Source organism: Pseudomonas sp. Pf153, from assembly GCF_001269775.1.
Lineage (GTDB): Bacteria > Pseudomonadota > Gammaproteobacteria > Pseudomonadales > Pseudomonadaceae > Aquipseudomonas > Aquipseudomonas uvaldensis.
Genome location: NZ_LHVL01000030.1, coordinates 995,318 through 1,020,403 on the forward strand (window position 1 = coordinate 995,318; position 25,086 = coordinate 1,020,403).

At 61.5% G+C, this 25,086-nt stretch carries 21 protein-coding genes; 20 read left to right on the forward strand and 1 reads right to left on the reverse strand.

Features of this window, described 5'->3' with window-relative positions; translation table 11 throughout:
• Positions 1–127: 127 nt before the first annotated feature.
• From acnA to AD666_RS25590, 3 genes are all read left to right on the forward strand, one after another.
• The gene (acnA, locus tag AD666_RS25580; RefSeq protein ID WP_053158736.1) at positions 128–2,869 is read left to right on the forward strand and encodes an aconitate hydratase AcnA; all 2,742 of its coding nucleotides are present in this window, start codon (positions 128–130) and stop codon (positions 2,867–2,869) included.
• Between the two features lie 224 nt (positions 2,870–3,093).
• Positions 3,094–3,882, forward strand: a complete 789-nt coding sequence (locus AD666_RS25585) for a CPBP family intramembrane glutamic endopeptidase (RefSeq protein WP_053158739.1) — start codon at positions 3,094–3,096, stop codon at positions 3,880–3,882.
• A 219-nt stretch (positions 3,883–4,101) separates the two neighbouring features.
• The gene (locus AD666_RS25590; protein WP_053158742.1) at positions 4,102–5,667 is read left to right on the forward strand and encodes a PAS domain-containing methyl-accepting chemotaxis protein; all 1,566 of its coding nucleotides are present in this window, start codon (positions 4,102–4,104) and stop codon (positions 5,665–5,667) included.
• Between the two features lie 150 nt (positions 5,668–5,817).
• Here the strand turns inward: AD666_RS25590 and AD666_RS25595 are convergent, their stop codons facing one another.
• Entirely contained in the window at positions 5,818–6,510 is a 693-nt protein-coding gene (locus AD666_RS25595; RefSeq protein ID WP_053158745.1) for an alpha/beta family hydrolase, read from the reverse strand.
• Between the two features lie 96 nt (positions 6,511–6,606).
• On the opposite strand from AD666_RS25595, the gene ccoN (AD666_RS25600) reads away from it, so the two are divergent.
• The 17 genes from ccoN (AD666_RS25600) to AD666_RS25680 all read left to right on the forward strand — a co-directional run bounded on the left by ccoN (AD666_RS25600) (position 6,607) and on the right by AD666_RS25680 (position 25,003).
• Entirely contained in the window at positions 6,607–8,031 is a 1,425-nt protein-coding gene (gene ccoN / locus AD666_RS25600) for a cytochrome-c oxidase, cbb3-type subunit I (protein ID WP_053158748.1), read from the forward strand.
• Positions 8,032–8,041: 10 nt separating this feature from the next.
• The gene (gene ccoO / locus AD666_RS25605) at positions 8,042–8,650 is read left to right on the forward strand and encodes a cytochrome-c oxidase, cbb3-type subunit II (RefSeq protein WP_053158751.1); all 609 of its coding nucleotides are present in this window, start codon (positions 8,042–8,044) and stop codon (positions 8,648–8,650) included.
• A gap of 5 nt (positions 8,651–8,655) precedes the next feature.
• The gene (locus AD666_RS25610) at positions 8,656–8,859 is read left to right on the forward strand and encodes a cbb3-type cytochrome c oxidase subunit 3 (RefSeq protein WP_053158754.1); all 204 of its coding nucleotides are present in this window, start codon (positions 8,656–8,658) and stop codon (positions 8,857–8,859) included.
• Complete coding sequence (ccoP, locus tag AD666_RS25615; protein WP_053158757.1) at positions 8,856–9,806, forward strand: cytochrome-c oxidase, cbb3-type subunit III; 951 nt, start codon at positions 8,856–8,858, stop codon at positions 9,804–9,806. The genes AD666_RS25610 and ccoP (AD666_RS25615) overlap by 4 nt, the downstream gene beginning before the upstream one ends.
• Positions 9,807–10,286: 480 nt before the next feature.
• A complete protein-coding gene (ccoN, locus tag AD666_RS25620) occupies positions 10,287–11,729 on the forward strand; it encodes a cytochrome-c oxidase, cbb3-type subunit I (protein ID WP_053158760.1) in 1,443 nt (480 codons plus the stop codon).
• Positions 11,729–12,337 (forward strand): cytochrome-c oxidase, cbb3-type subunit II, encoded by a 609-nt coding sequence (gene ccoO, locus AD666_RS25625; RefSeq protein WP_053158763.1) that lies wholly within the window; start codon positions 11,729–11,731, stop codon positions 12,335–12,337. The genes ccoN (AD666_RS25620) and ccoO (AD666_RS25625) overlap by 1 nt, the downstream gene beginning before the upstream one ends.
• Positions 12,338–12,342: 5 nt before the next feature.
• Complete coding sequence (locus AD666_RS25630; protein WP_003183474.1) at positions 12,343–12,528, forward strand: CcoQ/FixQ family Cbb3-type cytochrome c oxidase assembly chaperone; 186 nt, start codon at positions 12,343–12,345, stop codon at positions 12,526–12,528.
• Complete coding sequence (gene ccoP / locus AD666_RS25635) at positions 12,525–13,508, forward strand: cytochrome-c oxidase, cbb3-type subunit III (RefSeq protein WP_053158766.1); 984 nt, start codon at positions 12,525–12,527, stop codon at positions 13,506–13,508. Before AD666_RS25630 ends, ccoP (AD666_RS25635) begins: the two co-directional genes overlap by 4 nt.
• 148 nt (positions 13,509–13,656) lie before the next feature.
• On the forward strand, positions 13,657–13,911 hold the full coding sequence (locus AD666_RS25640) for a type II toxin-antitoxin system Phd/YefM family antitoxin (protein ID WP_053158769.1): 255 nt from the start codon (positions 13,657–13,659) through the stop codon (positions 13,909–13,911).
• Complete coding sequence (locus tag AD666_RS25645) at positions 13,911–14,321, forward strand: type II toxin-antitoxin system VapC family toxin (protein ID WP_053158772.1); 411 nt, start codon at positions 13,911–13,913, stop codon at positions 14,319–14,321. Before AD666_RS25640 ends, AD666_RS25645 begins: the two co-directional genes overlap by 1 nt.
• Positions 14,322–14,424: 103 nt before the next feature.
• Positions 14,425–18,780: an RHS repeat-associated core domain-containing protein gene (locus AD666_RS25650; RefSeq protein ID WP_082339971.1), complete on the forward strand. Its 4,356-nt coding sequence runs from the start codon at positions 14,425–14,427 to the stop codon at positions 18,778–18,780.
• Positions 18,781–18,783: 3 nt separating this feature from the next.
• Complete coding sequence (locus tag AD666_RS25655; RefSeq protein ID WP_156315994.1) at positions 18,784–19,071, forward strand: hypothetical protein; 288 nt, start codon at positions 18,784–18,786, stop codon at positions 19,069–19,071.
• Between the two features lie 447 nt (positions 19,072–19,518).
• Positions 19,519–20,934, forward strand: coding sequence for a cytochrome c oxidase accessory protein CcoG (gene ccoG, locus AD666_RS25660; protein WP_053158778.1), 1,416 nt, complete (start codon positions 19,519–19,521; stop codon positions 20,932–20,934).
• Positions 20,935–20,945: 11 nt separating this feature from the next.
• A complete protein-coding gene (locus AD666_RS25665) occupies positions 20,946–21,485 on the forward strand; it encodes a FixH family protein (protein WP_053158898.1) in 540 nt (179 codons plus the stop codon).
• 147 nt (positions 21,486–21,632) lie between these two features.
• Positions 21,633–24,083: a heavy metal translocating P-type ATPase gene (locus AD666_RS25670; RefSeq protein WP_053158781.1), complete on the forward strand. Its 2,451-nt coding sequence runs from the start codon at positions 21,633–21,635 to the stop codon at positions 24,081–24,083.
• A gap of 25 nt (positions 24,084–24,108) precedes the next feature.
• Positions 24,109–24,327, forward strand: a complete 219-nt coding sequence (gene ccoS, locus AD666_RS25675) for a cbb3-type cytochrome oxidase assembly protein CcoS (protein WP_053158784.1) — start codon at positions 24,109–24,111, stop codon at positions 24,325–24,327.
• Positions 24,320–25,003 (forward strand): sulfite exporter TauE/SafE family protein, encoded by a 684-nt coding sequence (locus tag AD666_RS25680; protein ID WP_053158787.1) that lies wholly within the window; start codon positions 24,320–24,322, stop codon positions 25,001–25,003. Before ccoS ends, AD666_RS25680 begins: the two co-directional genes overlap by 8 nt.
• Positions 25,004–25,086: the final 83 nt, after the last annotated feature.

Sequence of the window (25,086 nt, forward strand, 5' to 3'; positions counted from 1 at the left end):
CGGAGTTCGGAACCCCGAACCTGCCCGCACAGTCCAGTGATTGGTCAGAAGCTTAAAACAGGGCTAGGTTAAAGGCTCTGTCCGTCCCGTCAGTCCGTAGCCGTGCGGACCCAAAGGAGTGATTTCAATGCCCTCCCTCGATAGCCTGAAAACCCTCAAGACGCTGCAAATCGACGCCAGGACCTACCACTATTTCAGCCTGCCGGATGCCGCCCGAAGCCTGGGCGACCTGGACCGGCTGCCCATGTCCCTCAAGGTGTTGCTGGAAAACCTGTTGCGCTGGGAAGACGAAAAAACCGTTACCGGCGCCGATCTCAAGGCCTTGGCCGGTTGGCTCAAGGAACGCCGTTCCGACCGAGAGATCCAGTACCGCCCGGCACGCGTGCTGATGCAGGATTTTACCGGCGTCCCCGCCGTGGTCGACCTGGCCGCCATGCGCGCCGCCGTGGAGCAGGCCGGCGGCGACCCCCAGCGGATCAACCCGCTGTCGCCGGTGGACCTGGTGATCGACCACTCGGTGATGGTGGACAGGTTCGCCAGCCGTCAGGCGTTCGAACAGAACGTCGATATCGAAATGCAACGCAACGGTGAACGCTACGCCTTCCTGCGCTGGGGCCAGAGTGCCTTCGACAATTTCAGCGTGGTCCCGCCGGGCACCGGCATCTGCCATCAAGTCAACCTCGAATACCTGGGACGCACCGTGTGGACCCGCGAAGAAGACGGCCGCACCTATGCGTTCCCGGACACCCTCGTGGGTACGGACTCCCATACCACCATGATCAATGGCCTTGGCGTGTTGGGCTGGGGCGTAGGCGGGATCGAAGCAGAAGCGGCCATGCTCGGCCAGCCGGTGTCGATGCTGATTCCCGAAGTCATCGGCTTCAAGCTCACCGGTAAACTGCGCGAAGGCATCACCGCCACCGACCTGGTGCTGACCGTCACCCAGATGCTGCGCAAGAAAGGCGTGGTGGGAAAATTCGTCGAGTTCTATGGCGATGGCCTCGCCGACCTGCCCCTGGCCGACCGAGCCACTATCGCCAACATGGCCCCGGAATACGGCGCCACCTGCGGCTTCTTCCCGGTGGACGAGGTGACACTGGACTATCTGCGCCTGTCGGGACGACCGATAGAAACCGTGAAACTGGTAGAAGCCTATTGCAAGGCCCAGGGCTTGTGGCGACTGCCCGGCCAGGAACCGGTATTCACCGACGCCCTGGAGTTGGACATGGGCAGCGTCGAAGCCAGCCTGGCGGGACCGAAGCGTCCCCAGGACCGAGTCGCGTTGCCCAACGTCGGCCAGGCTTTCAGCGACTTCCTGGGCCTGCAGGTCAAACCTACCAGCAAGGAAGAAGGCCGCCTGGAAAGCGAAGGCGGCGGAGGCGTCGCGGTGGGTAATGCCGATCAGGTGGGGGAAGCCGAATATGAATTCGAAGGCCATACCTATCGCCTGAAGAACGGTGCGGTCGTCATCGCCGCCATCACTTCCTGTACCAACACCTCCAACCCGAGCGTGATGATGGCGGCCGGTCTGCTGGCGAAAAAAGCGGTGGAGAAAGGCCTGACGCGCAAGCCATGGGTCAAGAGTTCCCTGGCGCCAGGCTCCAAGGTCGTCACCGATTACTATCAGGCTGCCGGCCTGACTGAATACCTGGATCAACTGGGTTTTGCCCTGGTGGGCTACGGTTGCACGACCTGCATCGGTAACTCCGGGCCGTTGCCGGACCCGATCGAAAAGACTATCCAGAAAGCCGATCTGACTGTGGCATCGGTATTGTCCGGCAACCGCAACTTCGAAGGCCGCGTACACCCATTGGTCAAGACTAACTGGCTGGCCTCACCGCCGCTGGTAGTGGCCTATGCCCTGGCCGGCACGGTGCGCATCGACATCAGCAGTGAACCGTTGGGCAACGACCGGGACGGCAAGCCCGTGTATCTACGGGACATCTGGCCCAGCAGCCAGGAAGTGGCCGATGCCGTGGCGAAGGTGGACACCGGGATGTTCCACAAGGAATACGCCGCCGTGTTTGCCGGTGACGAGCAATGGCAGGCCATCGAGGTGCCGCAAGCGGCGACCTATGTCTGGCAGCCGGACTCGACCTACATCCAGCATCCGCCGTTCTTCGACGGCATCGGTGGCCCGCCTCCGACCATCCGGAACGTCGAAGGCGCCCGGGTACTGGCTCTGCTCGGAGACTCAGTCACCACCGACCACATCTCTCCCGCCGGCAACATCAAGGCCGACAGCCCGGCCGGCCGCTACCTGCGCGAACAGGGCGTGGAGCCTCGGGACTTCAACTCCTACGGCTCACGGCGCGGCAATCATGAGGTGATGATGCGCGGTACCTTCGCCAACATCCGCATCCGCAACGAGATGCTCGGTGGTGAAGAAGGCGGCAACACGATCTACATTCCCAGCGGCGAAAAGATGCCGATCTACGACGCCGCGATGCTGTACCAGGCCATGGGCACGCCGCTGGTGGTCATTGCCGGCCAGGAATATGGCACCGGCTCGAGTCGGGACTGGGCCGCCAAAGGCACCAATCTGCTGGGCGTCAAGGCTGTGATTGCCGAAAGTTTCGAGCGCATCCACCGTTCCAACCTGGTGGGCATGGGTGTGCTGCCGTTACAGTTCAAGCTCGATCAGAATCGCAAGAGCCTGAACCTGACCGGCCGGGAAACCCTCGACATCCTCGGCCTCAGCGACGTTGAACTGACGCCGCGGATGAATCTGCCACTGGTGATCACCCGCGAAGACGGTCGCCAGGAGCGCATCGAAGTGTTGTGCCGGATCGATACTTTGAACGAGGTGGAATATTTCAAGGCGGGAGGCATTCTTCACTATGTCCTACGGCAATTGATTGCAGCCTGAAAGGACCTGTCCTACCAAAACACCGCCTTTTTCGGGCGGTGTTTTCGTTTGGATCCTCTTATAATCCCCCCGCGGCCGGCGCTCAAGGACCTGAGTCCGGCAGCGACTTTTCCATTCCTACGCATAAATCCGTATGGATACAAATGTGCTCTTTGCACGAGATGGCAGCGTCGTAGACGCGGCGGCCATTCTCGCCGAAGCTTCACAGCCTAAAAGGACGTTTTATGCCCGCTCTACCCTGGCCCTATCTGGCCCTGCTTTCCATCGGTTACTGCCTGGCGCTGGCTTACGGCCAATTGGCCTGGACAGCCGCCATCTCGGTCGCGCTGCTGCTGTTCGCCGGGTATGCAGCTCGCCAGCAGCTGACGCCTGTGGGCCGGTTTCTGGGGCACGCCCTGTTCCTGATCATGGCCCTGGCGCTGGCACTGCATTGGATGCCCGGTTTTTTCAACGGTCGGGCCATCCCGGCGCAACGCCTGACCGATGACGCGGTGCCGTTCGCCATGTATTTCAATCAGGACAAGCCCTTGATTGGCTTCTGGTTGTTGCTGGCCTGCCCGTGGATCGTCGGACGACCTACGTTTCGCCTGTCTGTTTATGCAACCGCCCTCGGCCTGACGCTGAGCGCGGTATTGGCCCTGGGCGGAGCGATCCTGCTGGGGATGATCCAATGGGCGCCGAAGTGGCCGGATCACGCCTGGCTGTGGATGCTGAACAATCTTTTGTTGGTCACGGTGGTGGAGGAAGCGCTGTTTCGTGGCTACATTCAGGGAGGTCTGAGCCGTCGCTTCAGCCAGCTGGCCCATGGCGACAACCTGGCGTTGCTCCTGGCTTCGTTGCTGTTCGGCCTGGTACACGTCGGCGCGGGTTGGCAATGGGTACTGCTATCGGGCCTGGCGGGGGTCGGCTACGGCCTTGCGTATCGGTTCGGCGGCCTCGGCGCGGCGATTGCCACTCATTTCGGTCTGAACCTACTGCATTTCGCCCTGTTTACCTATCCGATGCTGGCTTAGGCTCTGTTTGAAAAGTCTTGAGACGAAGGTCAGGCAAGGCGAAAATCGGCGAGGGAGCGGAGTTTACTGGAGTAAATGAGCATTCCGAGCCGGTTTTCAACGCAGCATGAACGAGTATCAAGGCTTTTCAGACAGAGCCTAGGACCGCAGGGTAAAAATTACCTCAATTTAAAGCTGACTGCGCCGACAACCTCTCAAAGCCTTGCGGATCTACACACCATGCGTAACAACCAACCCATTACACAACGCGAAAGGACCTTCCCGGCCCAGCAACGATTGATCTCCACCACCAATGCCAAGGGAGTGATCACCTACTGCAACGATGCATTCGTCGAAATCAGTGGGTTTTCCAGGGAAGAACTGATCGGTTCGCCCCACAACCTGGTGCGCCACCCCGACGTCCCGTCGGCCGTGTTCGCCCATATGTGGAACACCCTGAAACAGGGCTTGCCATGGATGGGCATCGTCAAGAATCGCTGCAAGAGCGGAGACCATTACTGGGTCAACGCTTACGTCACGCCCGTATTCGAAGCCAACCAGGTGGTCGGTTACGAATCGGTGCGGGTCAAGCCCACCGCCGAACAGATCGCGCGGGCCGAAGCGCTTTATCGACGCATCAACCAGGGCAAGCCGGCGGTACCGCGCACCGATAAGTGGGTACCCGTGCTGCAGGACTGGCTGCCGTTCATCCTGGTCAGCCAATTGAGCTTCGTCGTGGGCGCGTTCCTCAATTCCTCCTGGGGCTTTGCCTTGGCCGCCCTGTTGTCGGTGCCCCTGGGCCTGATGGGCCTGCAATGGCAGCAACGCGGGATCAAACGCCTGCTCCGCCTGGCGGAACAGACCACTTCTGATCCGCTGATTGCCCAGATGTACACGGACAGCCGTGGCGTCCAGGCACGCCTGGAAATGTCGATCCTCAGCCAGGAAGCGCGCCTCAAGACCTGTCTGACCCGCCTTCAGGATACCGCCGAACACCTCAACGACCAGGCACGGCAGTCCAACACCCTGGCCCATGACAGCTCCAGCGGCCTTGAGCGTCAGCGGGTAGAGACCGAACAGGTAGCCACCGCGGTCAATCAGATGGCCGCCACCACCCAGGAAGTCGCCAGCCACGTGCAGCGCACCGCCGACGCCACCCAGGAAGCCAATCGCCTCACTGGCCGCGGACGTGACATCGCCGGGGAAACCCGCGAGGCCATCGAACGCCTGTCGAAGGTTGTCGGAGAAACTGGCGAGACCGTGACCCAGCTCGCCAAGGACAGCGACGAGATCGGGGGCGTGGTGGACGTGATCAAGGGCATTGCCGACCAGACCAACCTGCTGGCCCTCAATGCCGCCATCGAAGCCGCCCGTGCCGGCGAAATGGGCCGTGGCTTCGCCGTGGTGGCCGATGAAGTGCGGCAACTGGCACAACGTACCAGCGAATCCACTGGGCAAATCCACGCCTTGATCGCCAAGCTCCAGCAGACCGCCAACAATGCGGTACAGACCATGGACGCAGGTCACCGCCAGGCTGAAGAAGGCGTGGCGCGGGTCATGGAAGCAGACGAAGCGCTGGTGGGCATCAGTGAAGCGGTGGCCAACATTACCGACATGACTACCCAGATCGCCGCCGCCACCGAGGAGCAAAGCTCGGTAGCCGAGGAGATCAGTCGTAACATCAGCAATATTTCGGAACTGGCCGACCAGACCTCGGGACAGGCGCACAGCTCGGCGCTGCTGAGCGAAGAACTGACCCGCACGGCCAATACGCAGTATTCGTTGGTGGAGCGGTTTAACCGCTGACGTCAGTTGGCTTGCTAAAACCCGGACAGCGAGAGCCTCCGGGTTTTCTACTGTCAGGGATACCGCTATCGCGAGCAGGCTCGCTCCCACATTGGAATGCATTTCCCTGTGGGTGCGAGCCTGCTCGCGATGAGTGTGGTACAGACACCCTCAATTGCGCTGAAGAAACCCGGCCACTGCCTGGGCCGCCGTCTCCAGATGCTGCCCATGAGTAAACCCCGAAGCCTTCAGCGGCTTCAGATCATGATCCCCCGCTGCCAGCCACAACACTTCGATACTCGATGACAGTGCATAACCCTGCACCGCTTCACGATTGCCCAACGCATCGCGTTCGCCCTGGACGACCAAGGCCCGGGTCTTCAACCCCGCCAGATGCTCGACCCGCGGTTTCTCCGGCTTGCCCGCCGCGTAGAACGGATAGCCCAGGCATACCAGCGCGTCACAGCCCAGCTCATCGGCGACCAGGCTTGCCATGCGCCCGCCCATGGACTTGCCGCCAATGGCCAGTCGCCCCGCGACATAGGGCCGCACCATGGCGTACACCTCACGCCAGCACTCGAGCAGTTTCGGTGCTGGATTGGGCGGGCGCTTGCCCCCGTCCGCGCGTCGCTGGGCCATGTAGGGAAACTCGAAGCGCAACACGTTCACCCCATGTGCGGCAAGGCGCGTAGCCATCTCACCCATGAAACCGCTGTCCATCGGCGCGCCGGCGCCGTGGGCCAGGATCAGGGTCGGGGGCTCGACGCTGAAGCCCGGTTGCGCAACCGTCCATAGCCAGCCGTGTCGAGTCACACACTCCGCCCATTGATCCCCGTCAATACTGGCCTTGTGCTGTTTGTCCATGCTTGCCTCGCTTTCAGTCTGCCTATAACTCCAGGCGAAGAATGCCGTACTGCCTTGCGCGGGCGCGTTCTTCGGCTGAACCGTGGATGGGGAACCATGAACACTTCTATCAGTACCGCCTACAACTACAAGGTGGTCCGCCAATTCGCCATTATGACGGTGGTGTGGGGCATCGTCGGCATGGGGCTCGGGGTTTTTCTCGCTGCCCAATTGGTCTGGCCACAGCTCAACTTCGATCTACCGTGGACCAGCTTCGGCCGCCTGCGCCCGTTGCACACCAACGCGGTGATCTTCGCCTTCGGTGGCTGCGCCCTGTTCGCCAGCTCGTTCTATTCGGTGCAGCGCACCTGCCAGACCCAGCTGTTTGCGCCAAAGCTCGCTGCATTCTGCTTCTGGGGCTGGCAACTGGTGATCCTGCTGGCGGCCATCAGCCTGCCGCTGGGCTACACCAGCTCCAAGGAATATGCCGAACTGGAATGGCCGATCGACATCCTGATCACCATCGTCTGGGTCGCCTACGCCATCGTGTTTTTCGGCACCGTGGCCAAGCGCAACACCAAGCACATCTACGTGGGCAACTGGTTTTTCGGCGGCTTCATCCTGACCGTGGCGATCCTGCACATCGTCAATAACCTGGAACTGCCGGTGAGCCTCACCAAGTCCTACTCGGTATACGCCGGGGCCACTGACGCGATGGTGCAATGGTGGTACGGCCACAACGCCGTGGGCTTTTTCCTCACCGCGGGTTTCCTGGGAATGATGTACTACTTCGTGCCGAAACAGGCCGAGCGTCCGGTGTATTCCTATCGCTTGTCCATCGTGCACTTCTGGGCGCTGATCACTCTGTACATCTGGGCCGGTCCGCACCACCTGCACTACACCGCGCTGCCGGACTGGGCGCAGTCCCTGGGCATGGTGATGTCGCTGATCCTACTGGCACCGAGCTGGGGCGGCATGATCAACGGCATGATGACCCTCTCCGGCGCCTGGCATAAGCTGCGCAGCGACCCGATCTTGCGTTTCCTGGTGGTGTCCCTGGCGTTCTACGGCATGTCGACCTTCGAAGGCCCGATGATGGCGATCAAGACCGTCAACGCCCTCTCCCACTACACCGACTGGACCATCGGCCACGTACACGCCGGCGCCCTCGGCTGGGTGGCAATGATCTCCATCGGCGCGCTGTACCACATGATCCCGAAAGTCTTCGGCCGCACGCAGATGCACAGCATCGGCCTGATCAACGCGCACTTCTGGCTCGCCACCATCGGCACCGTGCTCTACATCGCCTCGATGTGGGTCAACGGGATCGCCCAGGGCCTGATGTGGCGCGCAGTGAACGAGGACGGCACCCTGACCTACTCCTTCGTCGAAACCCTGGTGGCCAGCCACCCAGGCTTCGTCGTGCGACTGGCGGGCGGTGCCATCTTCCTCGCCGGCATGTTGCTGATGGCCTACAACACCTGGCGCACCGTGCGGGCCTACCAGCCTGCCGAAGCTGCCGCTGCCGCGCAGATGGCCTGAGGAGTCCACCATGAAACACGAAACAATTGAAAAGAACGTCGGCCTGCTGATGCTGCTGATGGTCCTGGCCGTGAGCATCGGTGGCCTGACCCAGATCGTCCCCCTGTTCTTCCAGGACGTGACCAACAAGCCGGTGGACGGCATGAAGCCCTACACCGCCCTGCAACTGGAAGGCCGCGACATCTATATCCGTGAAGGCTGCGTCGGTTGCCATTCGCAGATGATCCGTCCGTTCCGCGCCGAGACCGAGCGCTACGGCCACTACTCGGTGGCCGGTGAAAGTGTCTGGGACCATCCGTTCCTGTGGGGCTCCAAGCGTACCGGACCGGATCTGGCCCGGGTCGGCGCGCGTTACTCCGACGATTGGCACCGCGCCCACTTGTACAACCCGCGCAACGTCGTGCCCGAGTCGAAAATGCCGGCCTATCCGTGGCTGGTGAACCAGGCGGTCGACAGCAGCCACACCGAAGGCAAGCTGCGCGCCATGCGCACCCTCGGCGTGCCGTACACCGACGACGACATCGCCAGCAGCGTGGCCTCCCTCAAGGGCAAGACCGAAATGGATGCACTGGTGGCCTACCTGCAAGTGCTCGGCACTGCCATCAAGAGCAAGAGGTGAGTCCCATGTTTCTTGAAATGAGCACTGGAATGATCCGAGGCCTGGGCACGGTCGTGGTCTTCGTCGCCTTCGTCGGCCTGATCCTGTGGGTCTTCAGCAGCAAGCGCGGCCCGGAATTCGCCCAGGCGCGCCTGCTGCCGTTCGCCGACGAGCCGTCAGCCGATATCGTCAATCCTCAAGACCCTGCAACAAGGAGTACCCGGCCATGACCACCTTCTGGAGTACGTGGATCTGCGTACTGACCCTTGGCAGCCTTATCGGCCTGACCTGGCTGCTGATCGGCACCCGTAAGGGCGAGACCAAGGGCAGCGTCGACCAGACCATGGGCCACAGCTTCGATGGCATCGAGGAATACGACAACCCATTGCCACAATGGTGGTTCCTGTTGTTTGCCGGCACCCTGGTATTTTCTGTTGGTTATCTGATCCTGTATCCGGGCCTGGGCAACTGGAAAGGCGTTCTGCCCGGCTACGAGAACGGCTGGACCGGCGCCCATGAATGGGAAAAGGAAATGGCCAAGGCCGATGCCAAATTCGGACCGATCTTCGCCAAATTTGCCGCGATGCCCGTTGAAGAAGTCGCCAAGGACCCGCAGGCCTTGAAAATGGGCGGTCGCCTGTTCGCTTCCAACTGCTCGGTCTGCCATGGTTCGGACGCCAAGGGGGCATTCGGCTTCCCGAACCTGGCCGACAGCAACTGGCGCTGGGGCGGCAATGCCGAAACCATCAAGGCCACCATCATGGGTGGTCGCATGGCGGCAATGCCGGCCTGGGGCGAGGTGCTGGGCGATGCCGGGGTCAAGAACGTAGCCGCCTATGTGCGTCATGACCTGGCCGGCCTGCCGTTGCCAGCGGACAGCGGCGCCGACCTGGAAGCCGGCAAGCAGGCCTTCAATAACACCTGTGTCGCCTGCCACGGCGCCAATGGCCAGGGTACCGAAGCCATGGGCGCGCCAAACCTGACGCAACCGGCGGGCTTCATCTACGGCACCAGCCTGGCGCAATTGCAGCAAACCATCCGCCACGGTCGTCAGGGTCACATGCCGGCCCAGAACGAACTGCTCGGCAACGACAAAGTGCAGTTGCTCGCAGCGTACGTCTACAGCCTGTCCCACCCTTCAGGTGCCGAGCGCCTGGCTGAACGCAAAAGCGAATAAATCCTGACCACACGAACAACCGCATTCACTCGGATGCGGTTGTTCGCTTGCCTGCGCGACCCATTGTCGCACCCTCCCATGGTCTTCCTTTCGGTTCACCGGAATCGGGTCTAAGCTTCCCTCTGCGTGTACTGGCGACTGCCGGTTTCAGGTCGACCCGACCCGATGTGTTCGACAATCGTTCGATAAAAATGCCGCAAAGACAGGCAGATACCGGCTATTTCCGAGATCGCCTCGTATCACCCGAACGCCTTGTGTAAACACACCCCGTTACAACCGACCCGACCCCCTCGCCTCTTTCCTTTGCAGCGACCGTTTGCCGGGACCGTATTTTGTCCCTACGCAAAACATGGAAAGGCCGCAGAATCAGCTTTTGAAAGCATTGACCCAGGTCATGGCGCGTTGCAATGACCCCCCGCTTTCTCCATACTTGCGGCCGATTTTTATCCTAATAAAACACCCAAACCGTGGAACCTTAGAATGAGCACAGCAATCAGTCCGACTGCTTATAACTATAAGGTAGTCCGCCAGTTCGCCATCATGACGGTGGTCTGGGGGATCCTTGGCATGGGGCTCGGTGTCTTCATCGCCTCGCAACTGGTCTGGCCGGAGTTGAACTTCGATCTGCCATGGACGACGTTTGGACGCCTGCGCCCGCTGCACACCAACCTGGTGATCTTCGCCTTCGGTGGTTGTGCATTGTTCGCCACTTCCTACTACGTCGTGCAGCGAACCTGCCAGACGCGACTGATCTCCGACAGCCTCGCTGCCTTCACCTTCTGGGGTTGGCAAGCCGTCATCGTCGGCGCGATCGTGACCTTGCCAATGGGTTTCACCACCACCAAGGAATACGCGGAACTGGAATGGCCCCTGGCTATCCTGCTGGCCATCGTCTGGGTGACCTACGGTCTGGTGTTCTTCGGCACTATCGTCAAGCGCAAGACCAAGCACATCTATGTCGGTAACTGGTTCTACGGCGCCTTCATCGTCGTAACGGCGATGCTGCACATCGTCAACCACATGTCGCTGCCGGTCAGTCTGTTCAAGTCGTACTCGGCCTACTCGGGCGCGACCGACGCGATGATCCAATGGTGGTACGGCCACAACGCCGTGGGTTTCTTCCTGACCACCGGCTTCTTGGGAATGATGTACTACTTCGTGCCGAAACAGGCCGAGCGTCCGATCTATTCCTATCGTCTGTCCATCGTACACTTCTGGGCGCTGATCACCCTGTACATCTGGGCCGGTCCGCACCACCTGCACTATACCGCGCTGCCAGACTGGGCGCAGTCCCTGGGCATGGCGATGTCGATCATCCTGCTGGCCCCAAGCTGGGGTGGCATGATCAACGGCATGATGACCCTGTCCGGCGCCTGGCATAAGCTGCGCACCGACCCGATCCTGCGCTTCCTCGTGGTGTCTCTGGCGTTCTACGGCATGTCGACCTTCGAAGGCCCGATGATGGCCATCAAGACCGTCAACTCCCTGAGCCACTACACCGACTGGACCATCGGCCACGTACACGCCGGCGCGCTGGGCTGGGTCGCGATGATCTCCATCGGCGCCATTTACCACATGATCCCGAAACTGTTCGGTCGTGCGCAGATGCACAGCACCGGCCTGATCAACGCGCACTTCTGGCTCGCGACCATCGGTACCGTGCTCTACATCGCCTCGATGTGGGTCAACGGCATCACCCAGGGCCTGATGTGGCGCGCAATCAACGACGACGGCACCCTGACCTACTCGTTCGTCGAAGCGCTGCAAGCCAGCCATCCTGGTTTCATCGTGCGTGCCCTGGGCGGCGCGTTCTTCGCCAGCGGCATGCTGCTCATGGCCTACAACGTGTACCGCACCGTTCGTGCTTCTGACCCGGCTGAAGCTGAAGCCGCCGCCAAGATCGCCGTAGTTGGAGCTCACTGATGAAGCACGAAGCAGTAGAGAAGAATATCGGCCTGCTGGCCTTCTTCATGGTCATCGCCGTCAGCGTCGGCGGCCTGACCCAGATCGTTCCGCTGTTTTTCCAGGACGTGACCAACAAGCCGGTCGAAGGCATGAAGCCGCGCACCGCCCTTGAACTGGAAGGCCGCGACGTCTATATCGCCAACGGCTGTGTCGGCTGCCATTCGCAGATGATCCGTCCGTTCCGCGCCGAGACCGAACGCTACGGCCACTACTCGGTTGCCGGCGAAAGCGTCTGGGACCACCCGTTCCTGTGGGGTTCCAAGCGCACCGGTCCGGACCTGGCCCGTGTTGGCGGTCGCTACTCCGACGATTGGCAGCGTGCGCACCTGTACAACCCGCGCAACGTGGTGCCGGAGTCGAAAATGCCGGCCTACCCGTTCCTCGTAGAAAACAAGCTCGACGGCAAAGACACCGCGAAAAAAATGGAAGTCCTGCGCAGCCTGGGCGTGCCTTACACCGACGAAGACATCGCCGGTGCCAGGGACGCCGTGAAAGGCAAGACTGAAATGGACGCGCTGGTGGCCTATCTGCAAGGCCTGGGCACCATCATCAAAAGCAAACGGTGATTTAGATGGATATCGGGATGATTCGTGGCCTGGGCACCGTCGTCGTGATGGTGGCCTTTATCGGTCTGGCCCTGTGGGTGTTCAGCCCCAAGCGCAAGTCGGAGTTTGACGACGCGACCTTGCTGCCGTTCGCGGATGATCCCGAAGCCATCAAGCACGTCGAGCAAGCTTCTAGGAGTAACAAAGAATGACTACGTTCTGGAGTCTGTACGTCACAGTCCTCAGTCTGGGAACGATCTTCTCCCTGACCTGGCTGTTGCTGTCGACCCGCAAGGGCCAGCGCGCCGAACAAACGGACGAGACCGTTGGCCACTCGTTCGATGGCATCGAGGAATATGACAACCCTCTGCCAAAGTGGTGGTTCATGCTGTTCGTGGGCACCATCGTGTTCGCCCTCGGTTACCTGGTGCTCTACCCGGGCCTGGGCAACTGGAAAGGCCTGCTGCCGGGCTATAACTACCTGGACACCGAAAAGCAGACCCCTTTCGCCAATGGCCAGACCGGCTGGACCGGCGTGCACGAATGGGAAAAGGAAATGGCTCGTTCGGACGCCAAGTTCGGTCCGATCTTCGCCAAATTCGCGTCCATGCCCATCGAAGAAGTCGCCAAGGACCCGCAAGCCCTGAAGATGGGTGGTCGCCTGTTCGCCTCCAACTGCTCGGTTTGCCACGGTTCCGACGCCAAGGGTGCCTACGGTTTCCCGAACCTGACCGACGCCGACTGGCGCTGGGGCGGTGAGCCGGAAACCATCAAGACCACCATCATGGGCGGTCGTCACGCGGTCATGCCGGGGTGGGCTGCCGTGGTGGGCGAGCAAGGCGTAGCCGACGTGGCCTCCTACGTGGTGACCAGCCTGCACGGTCGCAAGCTACCGGAAGGTGCCAAGGCTGATCCGGCCAACGGCCAGAAGCTGTTTGCAGCCAACTGCGTGGCGTGCCACGGCCCAGCCGGCAAAGGCACGCCTGCCATGGGCGCACCTGACCTGACGCATCCAGCCGGTTTCATCTACGGTTCGAGCTTCGCCCAACTGCAGCAGACCATCCGCTATGGTCGCCAGGGCCAGATGCCTGCCCAGGCTGACCTGCAAGGCAACGACAAGGTCCACCTGTTGGCCGCCTACGTCTACAGCCTGTCCCACGGCGAAAAGGCTCCGGCCGCTGACGCCCAGTAAGACAAGCACCTGATACACCGAAGGCCCCGTCAATGAATATTGGCGGGGCCTTTTGTTTGGCCCGATGGCTGGCTCATTTGTTTTACCTTGCGCGCTTCACATCCAGGTAGTAACGTGCCTACATTCAAGTTTCAGCGAGGGCAATTCCATGTCCATCACCACTATTTCCAGCCGCGAATTCAATCACGACACAAGTGGTGCCAAAAAAGCCACTCTTGAGGGGCCGGTGATCATCACCGACCGTGGCAAGCCGGCCCATGTGCTGCTAAGCATTGAGGAGTACCAAAAACTCACCGGCATCGGCACCAGCATTGTCGAGTTGCTGGTGATGCCCGATGCGCCGGATATCGATTTCGACACCGAGCGTGCCGTCATCTCTCCTCGATCGGTAGACCTGTCCTGATGTTTTTACTCGACACCAACGTCATCTCGGAACTGCGCAAACCGCAGGCAGACAAGAATGTACAATCCTGGGCGCGCAGCGTGCCCGCCCCCAGCCTTTACGTTTCGGCGATTACCGTATTGGAACTGGAAACCGGTGTGTTGCGCTTCGAACGCAAGGACCCGGTCCAAGGCAGCCGTTTGCGTGCATGGCTGGATAACCATGTCATGCCCGCGTTTGCAGGTAGAATCCTGACGGTCGACCGCGCCGTCGCCCTGCGCTGCGCCCGCCTGCACGTACCGGACCGCAGCAATGAATGTGATGCGCTGATTGCCGCAACCGCATTGGTCCATGGATTGACCGTGGTCACCCGCAACGTGAACGATTTCCAGAGCAGTGGCGTGGCGCTGCTCAACCCCTGGTCAAGCTGAAATAACGTTACAACGGACCCTCAATTCACCGCCAAGGAGACAGGCACAGTGGCAGGTATCAACCCCTTCAAGCAGATGGCCGGCAAACGTCCGGGGCTCCTGCATGTCTGACGCACTCTGGGCTGCCCGCCTGGGCGATGCGCTCGACCACACCTCGATGATGGCCGATATTCTTGGCGGCGTGCTGGAGGTAGCGGCCAACATCGCGATCACCGCGTTGGCGACCGCCGCCGTGGTCGCAGCCACGGGCATCACCGTGGCCACGGGCGGCCTGGGTTGCTTCCTGCTCGGCGCGGTGGTGGGCGCCGTGGTCGGCATCGCCATGAGCAAGACCGGGGCCGACAAGGGCCTGAGCAATATCTGCGAGGGCATTGGCAATGCCCTATTCCCCCCCACGGTGCAAGCCAACATCCTCACCGGCTCCACCGACACCCTGACCAACAACATTCCCGCCGCTCGTGCCGCCGGGGCCATCGAGTCCCATGTCGCGCCAGCCGGGACCGAACTCGAGACACCCGAGGCCGAGCCCGGCTACCTGGACATGGCCGAGAGCTTCTTCTCGCAGATGTGGCGCCCCACCGTCGCCACCCCCGCCCCCGGCGCCGTGCCCAAGCCGCTGGACATGATCACCTGCCTGAAGCACCCGCCGATGCCGCCGCAGTTTTTGGCCGAAGGCTCGGACAAGGTCACCATCAACGGCCAGCCCGCTGTGCGCAGCGGCGACCGCAGCACCTGCGACGGTAAGGTCGTCTCGTCCGGGCTGATTTCGTCCAATGTCACCATCGGTGGCGGTTCGGTGGTGGTGCGCGAGATTCGCAGCGGCAAGACACCGGGCGTGGGCCTGGCAGTGACCGCGCTGCTGATGCTCAAGGGCGGCAAGGGGAAGTTCTTCAGCAAATTGCCGTGCATGCTGGCTGGCGCTGCGGCGTCGATGGCGGTCAGCAGTGCGATGGGCGCGGCGGCCAATGCGGCCATGGGTTCGTCGAATCCGGTGCATGCCGCCACCGGGGCCAAGGTATTGGGCGGTGATCAAGAGCTGGACTTCGTCCTGCCCGGCATCCTGCCGATTGACTGGCAGCGCTTCTACAACAGCCGCGACGAGCGTGGCGACGGCTTGTTCGGCGTCGGCTGGAGCGTGAGCTACGAGGTACAGGTCGAGATTCGTCCCCATCCCGAAGGCGGCGAAACCCTGGTCTACACCGACGAACAGGGCCGCCCCATCGACATGGGCTCGATCCCCTTGGGCGGCGCGGTGTTCAGCGCCGGTGAAGGCCTAGCCGTGCGCCGGCACGTCAACGGCCAGTTGCTGATCGAAAGCGACGACGGCCTGTACCGCCTGTTCGAACCGACGCCGGGAAGTGCCTCGTTGCTGCGCCTGAGCCAATTGGGCGACCGCAACGACAACCGCATCCACCTCGACTACGACGAAGCCGGGCGTCTGGTGCGCCTGCGCGACACCTTCGATCTGGTGCAGGTGGAGCTGATTCGCGAACATGAGCGCGTCGTCCGGCTCGAGCGCCTCTACCCCGACCAACAGCGTGAAGTGCTGGTCAGCTACGCCTACGACGCCGCCAACAACCTCGCCGAAGTTCGCGACGCCACCGGCCAGGTGCAACGGCGCTTCAACTACGACGCCGGGCGGCGCATGGTGGAACACCAATTGCCCACCGGTCTGCGCTGCTTCTACGAATGGGCCTCGATCGAAAACCAGGAATGGCGCGTGACCCGCCACTGGACCGACGAAGGCGACGCCTACCAGTTCGACTATGACCTGATCGCCGGGACGACGCGCATCACCGACAGCTTGCAGCGCACCAGCACCCGCCACTGGAACGCCCAGCACCAGATCATCCGCTCCACCGACAACCTCGGTCAGACCTGGCTGTTCGAATGGAACGACGAGCGCCAGTTGCTCGGCGCCACCGACCCGCAAGGTGGTGGCTACACATTCAACTACGACGAAGCCGGCAACCTGATCAGCGAAACCGACCCGCTGGGCCGTAGCGATTCCACCCAGTGGCTCGAACACTGGGCCCTGCCATTGGTGGACACGGACGCCGCCGGCCAAAGCTGGCAGTATCGCTACGACCCACGGGGCAACTGCATCGCCGAGACCAATCCGCTGGGCCACGTCACCCGCTACCGCTACGACAGCCACGGGCAGGTCGTCGAAATCATCGATGCCACCGGCAAGAGCAAGAAGCTGCGCTGGAACCCGTTCGGGCAACTCGTCGAGCACATCGATTGCTCGGGTTACCCCACCCGCTTCAACTACGACTCGCGTGGCTATTTGCAGACCATCACCGATGCCCTCGGCGAGCGCATCCAGTTCAGCTACGACGCCCAAGGTCGCTTGCTCGGCAGCCAGTTGCCGGACGGCCGCAGCGAGCACTACCAGCGCGACGCCGCCGGCCAGCTCACCGGCTACACCGACCCGGCCGGGCACACCACGCGCTACCAGCACAACCGTCGCGGCCAGGTGCGCCAGCGCACCGACGCTCTGGGCCGGCAGGTGCAATTTGCCTATGACGGCTTTGGCCGGCTGCAAGCGCTGGTCAATGAGAATGGCGAGAGCTATCGGTTTGCCTGGGACGCCGGGGATCGATTGGTCGAGCAACGGGACCTGGATGGCAGCGCCAAACGCTACAGCTATGACGTGCTCGATAACGTCTCGGCCGTAACAGCCATTCCAGCGGCCTATGGCAACGGTCTCGCCGTGGTGCCCGAAACCCCACCGCAGCCCATCGTCCATCGCTTGGAACGCGACGCCGCAGGCCGGCTGATCGCCAAGAACACCGACGATGGCCGTACCGACTACAACTACGACCCGCTGGACCAGCTCACCGCCGTCACCTTCACCGACCGACAAGGCAACGTCCAGAACCTGAGCTTCGTCTACGACGCCCTCGGCCAGTTGCTGGAAGAACACAGCGCGGCCGGTCGCCTGCAGCACCACTACGACGAACTCGGCAACCTGATCCAGACCCAACTGCCCGATGGCCGCTGGGTCAATCGCCTGTACTACGGCAGCGGCCACCTGCACCAGATCAACCTCGACGGCCAGGTCATCAGCGACTTCGAGCGCGACCGCCTGCACCGCGAAGTGCTACGCACCCAGGGGCAGATCAGCACCCGCAGCGAATACGACCGCAGCGGCCGCCTGCGCGCGCGGCAACGCCGCCACAGCAGCCAGCCCACGTTGTCGCCGACGGCGGTGCAAAAGCACTTCGAGTACGACCCCGCCGATCACCTGATTGGCAAACACGACCAGCAACCCGCCGCGCAACACCACCAGTTGCTGCACTACGACGCCACCGGCCGCATCATCGCCAGCCAGGACAGCCTGCACGGCCAGCGCGAAACCTTCGCCTACGACGCCGCCGCCAATCTACTGGACGGCCCGCAGGCAGGCGCCGGGCTGGTGGTGCATAACAAACTGCTGACCTACCAGGACAAGCGCTACCGTTACGACGCCTTCGGCCGCATGATCGAAAAACGCAGCGCCGCCCGCGGCCTGCAACGCTTTGCCTACGACGCCGAAAGCCGCCTGATCGAGGTGCGCGATGAAAACGGTAGCGTCGTCAACATGATCTACGACCCGTTGGGCCGACGCATCGCCAAGACCGAACACGACACCAGCGGCTACCCGCTGGGCGAAACCCGCTTCACCTGGGACGGTCTGCGCCTGTTGCAGGAACACCGCCACCAACAGACCAGCCTCTACCTCTACGAAAACGACGGCTACGACCCTCTGGCCCGCGTCGACGGCAGCGGCGCGCTGCAAAAAGTGCGCTACTACCACAACGACCTCAACGGCCTGCCCGAACAACTCACCGAAACCGACGGGCACAGCGTCTGGCGGGCGACGTACCGGGTGTGGGGCAATACGCTGCAAGAAGTGCGCGAGCCATATTACATCGAAGAGCAGAACCTAAGGTTCCAGGGGCAGTACCTGGATCGAGAGACGGGGCTGCATTTCAATACGTTCAGGTTTTATGATCCGGATGTGGGGCGGTTTACGACGCCGGATCCGATTGGGTTGGCGGGAGGACTGAATACCTACGCTTACTCGCCCAATCCATTTATGTGGTCCGACCCATTGGGGCTGGCAGCCTGTTCGAAGAAAGTGGATGCCTTGCGCAACGGGCCGCAAAAAACAGTCGTAACGGTAAAAACCAAAAAAGAAGCCAATGAGTTGTTGGCCGAGGCGTTCCCCAAGGCTCAGAAAGTCAGGGGCATTGGATCGCAGGACGCTCAAGGCATCAGAAAGAAAAATAAAATGGATCAATTTAAAAAGCGGGATGGAAAAGTCCGATACAGAAAGGATTACCCTATCAACAAGGAAACAGGACGAGTTTATGGTCACGACGACCCGAAAGGTACAGGTCACGGAGAACTACCACACGTCAACATCAAGCGGGCCGACGGAACAATGGTTCGTATCGACATCACAGGCTAAAACATGAAAAAACTTACAGATGCACTTAACGAAGGAAAAAGACGTGGTTACGAAGAAACACGCTTGATTAACGGCATCCCACATCTCATCCAGTACGCCATAAAAAAACAAGAAAATTTCTACTACACTTATTACTTCTCGATCGAAGAGTCTCGCATGGATTTACTTGAAGATGACGAAAACGAAGAAATCAAGAAGTTTCCCGACCTGGATACCGCTCTCAACCATTTACTTACAAAAGGTGCCGAAATAGAAAAACTCTCGACCATAAAAAAAACCTTGCCTTTTTAATTTTAAAAATCGAGCCAGGCATTGAGCTCTTGTCGCTCAACGAGCAGAGCCAGCAATTCCAAGTCAGTACCGAGGCTGGTAATGCCGCCGCATTTCAGCACGTTCAGATTCCAGAATCCGGGACGTAGCGAGTTCGAGACTTGGAGACCCCATCTATCTTCAGACTATTACGTAGCTCATAAACTCCAAGGCGTCCTGAAGGGCTCGCGGAATGAGTCAGCAGACCGTTTCGTTTTTCCTCCAGCGCCATGAAATGTCTATAGTCAATTGATCTGGATCATGACTTGTTACATCTGCTACACCATTCAGACCTCGCGCCCAACGCGACCAAAGGTCGCACCCTTGGGCTAGAGCGACAGGCGTATCATTGCGCCACTGCAACACCCTTTCTGACCGTGGTCGGCACGCACTGGCCTCGGCATTTTCCACTGCCGTGGGATGCATTTGATGAGCAACCAGATTCCGGTACATGACGTTACCCCGCCTGCCAAGGACGCCAGTAAAAGCGTCGACCTGTATGCCTCTCGGGAAAAAATCTACACCCGTGCCTTCACTGGCCTGTTCCGCAACCTGCGGATGGTGGGCGGTGCGGTGCTGTTCCTGTTGTATTTCGGTACGGTCTGGTTGAACTGGGGCGGCCACCAGGCCGTCTGGTGGAACCTGCCGGAGCGCAAGTTCTTTATTTTCGGTGCGACTTTCTGGCCCCAGGATTTCATCCTGTTGTCCGGGCTGCTGATCATCGCGGCCTTTGGCCTGTTTTTCATTACGGTCTACGCCGGGCGGGTCTGGTGTGGTTACACCTGTCCGCAAAGCGTGTGGACCTGGATCTTCATGTGGTGTGAAAAAGTCACCGAAGGCGACCGCAACCAGCGCATCAAGTTGGACAAGGCGCCCATGAGCGCCAACAAGTTCCTGCGCAAGTTTGCCAAGCACAGCCTGTGGCTGTTGATCGGCTTCGTCACCGGCATGACCTTCGTGGGTTATTTCACGCCGATCCGCGAACTGGTGTTCGAATTCTTCACCGGCCAGGCCGATGGCTGGTCTTATTTCTGGGTCGGTTTCTTCACGCTTGCCACTTATGGCAACGCCGGCTGGCTACGGGAACAGGTGTGCATCTATATGTGCCCTTACGCCCGTTTCCAGAGCGTGATGTTCGACAAGGACACCCTGATCGTTTCCTACGATCCACGTCGCGGCGAAAGCCGTGGCCCACGCAAGAAAGGCATCGACTACAAGGCATTGGGCCTGGGGGATTGCATCGACTGCACCATGTGCGTCCAGGTCTGCCCCACCGGCATCGATATCCGCGACGGTTTGCAGATCGAGTGCATCGGCTGCGCCGCCTGTATCGACGCCTGCGACAACATCATGGACAAGATGGACTACCCGCGCGGCCTGATCAGCTACACCACTGAACACAACCTGTCGGGGCAGAAAACCCATAAACTGCGCCCACGCCTGATCGGCTATGCCCTGGTGTTGCTGGCGATGATCAGCTTGCTGGTGACAGCGTTCTTCATGCGCTCGCTGGTGGGCTTCGACGTCAGCAAGGACCGCGTGCTGTACCGTGAAAACGCCGAAGGCCGGATCGAGAACGTCTACAGCCTGAAGATCATGAACAAGGACCAGCGCGACCATACGTACGTCCTGCAAGCCACTGGCCTGCCCGATCTCAAGCTGCAAGGCCGGCGGGAATTCAAGGTCGCGGCGGGCGATATCGTCAGCCAGCCGGTCGAACTGTCCAGCGCACCGGAACAACTGCCGTCGAGCACCAACGAGGTGACCTTCATCCTCAAGGATGCCGATGACGACAGCGTACATGTCGAAGCCAAGAGCCGGTTCATCGGCCCACAAACCCGTTGAGAGAAATGCACATGCCTGCAGCAACCGCCACCAGCCCCTGGTACAAGCACCTCTGGCCGTGGATCATCATCGGGATCCTGGCCTGCTCGGTGACCCTGAGCCTGACGATGGTGACCATCGCCGTCAAAAACCCGGACAATCTGGTCAACGACAACTATTACGAAGCCGGCAAGGGCATCAACCGTTCGCTCGAGCGCGAACTGCTGGCCCAGACGCTGCAACTGCATGCCAACGTGCAGCTGGACGACGTCACCGGCGAGGTGAACCTGCGTCTGAACGGCAACAGTCGTCCCCAGACCGTGGAATTGAGCCTGATTTCGCCGACTCAGCCGGAGAAAGACCGCAAGATTGTCCTGACCCGCAACGACAGCGAGCCGGGACGGTACGTGGGCCAGTTGACGGACAAGATCGAAGGCCGGCGCTTTGTCGAATTGCTGGGGGTCGAGGGCGACAAGACCTGGCGCCTGTTCGAGGAGGAGCAGGTCAATCATGACCAGGCCATCTTGCTCGGGGATGAGCCCTTGCAAGGTGCTGAGGATCTGAGAAAGTAAACAACTGCGCTTCGCGCATTCGCGAGCAAGCCCGCTCCCACAGGGGATTGCGGTGGTTTGGCCGCCCGCGATCAACTGTGGGAGCGAGCCTGCTCGCGATGAGGCCCTCCCTGACAATACGGATTCAGCGGTACCAGTGAATACCTGATGACAACTCCCCAGCCCTGCTACCACTGCGCCCTGCCCGTCCCTCCCGGCAGTCGCTTCACCGCCGTCGTCCTCGGTGAAACCCGCGAGCTGTGCTGCCCGGGTTGCCAGGCGGTGGCCGAGGCCATCGTGGCTGGGGGGCTGGAGAGTTATTACCAGCATCGCAGCGAAGCATCGGCCAACCCGGAAACCCTGCCCGTTCAGTTGACCGACGAACTGACGCTTTATGACCGCCAGGACGTGCAGCAATCGTTCGTCCGCCACGAAGGCGAGTTGGCTGAAACCACTCTGCTGATGGAGGGCATCAGCTGTGCCGCCTGCGGCTGGCTGATCGAAAAACAACTGCGCAGCCTGCCTGCCGTGGCTGAGGCGCGACTGAATCTTTCCAATCATCGCCTGCATGTACGCTGGGCCGATGGAAAGTTGCCGCTGAGTACGTTGCTGGCCGAACTGCGCCGGATCGGCTACGCCGCCCACCCGTACCAGGCCGATCAGGCCAGCGAGCAACTCGCCGCGCAAAACCGCCTGGCCCTGCGCCAGCTCGGCGTCGCGGGACTGCTGTGGTTCCAGGCGATGATGGCAACCATGGCCACCTGGCCGGAATTCAACATCGACCTCAGCCCCGAGATGCACACCATCCTGCGCTGGGTGGCGCTGTTTCTCACCACGCCGATTGTGTTCTACAGCTGCGCGCCGTTCTTCAAGGGCGCAATGCGCGACCTGCGCACCCGCCACCTGACCATGGACGTTTCCGTGTCCCTGGCCATCGGCAGCGCCTACGTCGCCGGAATCTGGACCTCCATCACCGGCGTGGGAGAACTGTATTTCGATGCGGTGGGCATGTTCGCCCTGTTCCTGCTGGCGGGGCGTTACCTGGAGCGCCGTGCGCGAGAACGCACTGCAGCGGCTACCGCGCAACTGGTTAACCTGCTGCCCGCCTCGTGCCTGCGCCTGGAAGAAAACGGCCAGAGCGAACGCATCCTGCTCAGTGAATTGCGCACCGGCGACCGTGTGCTGGTGCATCCAGGCGCCGTCCTGCCGGCCGATGGCAGGATCCTCGATGGACAATCCAGCATCGACGAATCGCTGCTGACCGGCGAGTACCTGCCGCAACCTCGGCAAGCGGGCGACGCGGTCACCGCCGGCACACTCAACGTCGAAGGCGCCCTGACGGTGGAGGTGCTGGCTCTGGGGCAAGATACGCGATTGTCAGCCATCGTCCGGCTGCTGGAACGGGCCCAGGGCGAGAAGCCGCGACTGGCGGAAATCGCCGACCGGGCCGCGCAATGGTTCCTGCTGCTCTCTCTGGTTGCCGCTGCGGCCATCGGCCTGTTGTGGTGGCAACTGGACGCCTCCCGGGCATTCTGGATCGTGCTGGCAATGCTGGTCGCGACCTGTCCTTGCGCGCTGTCGCTGGCAACGCCCACGGCGCTCACCGCCGCTACTGGCACCCTGCACAAACTTGGGCTGCTGCTGACCCGTGGGCACGTGCTGGAAGGGTTGAATCAGATCGACACCGTCATCTTCGACAAGACCGGTACCCTGACCGAAGGGCGTCTGGCCTTGCGTGCCATTCGGCCATTGGCGGCACTCGACAGCGATCACTGCCTGAGCCTGGCCGCCGCCCTGGAAAACCGCTCCGAACACCCCATCGCCCGCGCCTTCGGCCGTGCCCCGCTGGCTGCCGAGCAGGTACAAAGCTTCCCAGGCCTGGGGCTGGAGGGTCTGGTGGGCACCCGGCGCCTGCGCATCGGTCAGCCCGGCTTTGCGTGTGAACTGAGCAGCGCGCCGGTTCCGCCGATGCCTGACGAACCCGGTCAATGGCTGCTGCTGAGTGACACCGACGGGCCATTGGCCTGGTTTGTCCTCGACGACCGCCTGCGCACCGATGCCCCGGCGCTGCTTGCAGCCTGTAAGGCGCGGGGTTGGCGCACGCTGCTGTTGTCGGGCGATAGTTCACCGATGGTTGCCAGCGTCGCCGCTGAACTGGGCATCGATGAAGCCCGGGGCGGTTTGCGCCCGGACGATAAACTGGTGGTGTTGCAACAGCTGCATCAACAAGGCCGCAAAGTACTTATGCTTGGGGATGGCGTAAACGACGTGCCGGTACTGGCGGCGGCGGACATCAGCGTCGCCATGGGCTCGGCCACCGACCTGGCCAAGACCAGCGCCGACGCGGTGCTGCTGTCCAACCGCCTCGATGCCCTGGTCCACGCTTTCACCCTGGCCCGACGCACCCGACGGGTGATCATCGAGAACCTGATATGGGCAGCGCTGTACAATGGCCTCATGTTGCCGTTCGCCGCCCTCGGCTGGATTACGCCGGTGTGGGCCGCGGTCGGCATGTCCATCAGTTCGTTGACCGTGGTGTTGAATGCGCTGAGGCTGACTCGCCAGCCCGGGGAGCACATTCACAACACCTCGCCCGACACCCGTCCGCTGCCGGCCTGAGCCGGGCGGTCATGGAGTTCCGACAATGCCAGCTCTTTACGTGATGATCCCGGCGGCGCTGCTGATCGTCGCCATTGCCGTCTACATTTTCTTCTGGGCCGTGGACAGCGGGCAGTACGACGACCTCGACGGTCCGGCCCACAGCATCCTGTTCGACGACCAGGACCCTAACCACAAAGCCGCGGTGGACGAAGCCGACGGACAACCCCGCGAGCCGGACGACAAGGCCCCGCCCCATGCTTGATCTGGTGCCACTCCTGGTCTCGGCGGTCATTCTCGGTTTATTGGGGGGTGGACACTGCCTGGGCATGTGCGGCGGTCTCATGGGGGCTCTTACCCTGGCAATTCCCAAGGAACAGCGCAGCCGGCGGTTTCGGCTGTTGCTGGCCTACAACCTGGGACGCATCCTGAGTTATGCCACCGCCGGCTTGCTGATCGGCCTGGCCGGCTGGGCCGTTGCCAACAGCCCGGCGGCCATGTTCATGCGCGTGCTGGCCGGTGTGCTGCTGATTGTCATGGGTCTGTACCTGGCTGGCTGGTGGAGCGGTCTGACCCGTATCGAAAGCGTCGGTCGCGGACTGTGGCGGCACATCCAGCCTGCTGCCAATCGCTTGCTGCCGGTGTCGAGCCTGCCTCGGGCGCTCCTGTTGGGCGCGTTATGGGGCTGGCTGCCGTGCGGCCTGGTCTACAGCACCCTGCTGTGGTCCGCCAGCCAGGGCAATGCGCTGGACAGCGCGATGCTGATGCTGGCCTTCGGACTCGGCACCTGGCCGGTGCTGCTCGCCACCGGCCTGGCAGCCGAGCGTATCACCGCCCTGCTGCGTAAACGCAGCGTGCGCGTGGCCGGTGGGTTGGTGGTCATCGTTTTTGGGATCTGGACACTGCCGGGGCCGCATCAGCATTGGTTGATGGGCCATTGACCGGGTCGTCCGCCATCGCGAGCAGGCTCGCTCCCACAAGGGTTTTGTGCCGGACATAGATTTGTCATCGCTGAAGATCCACT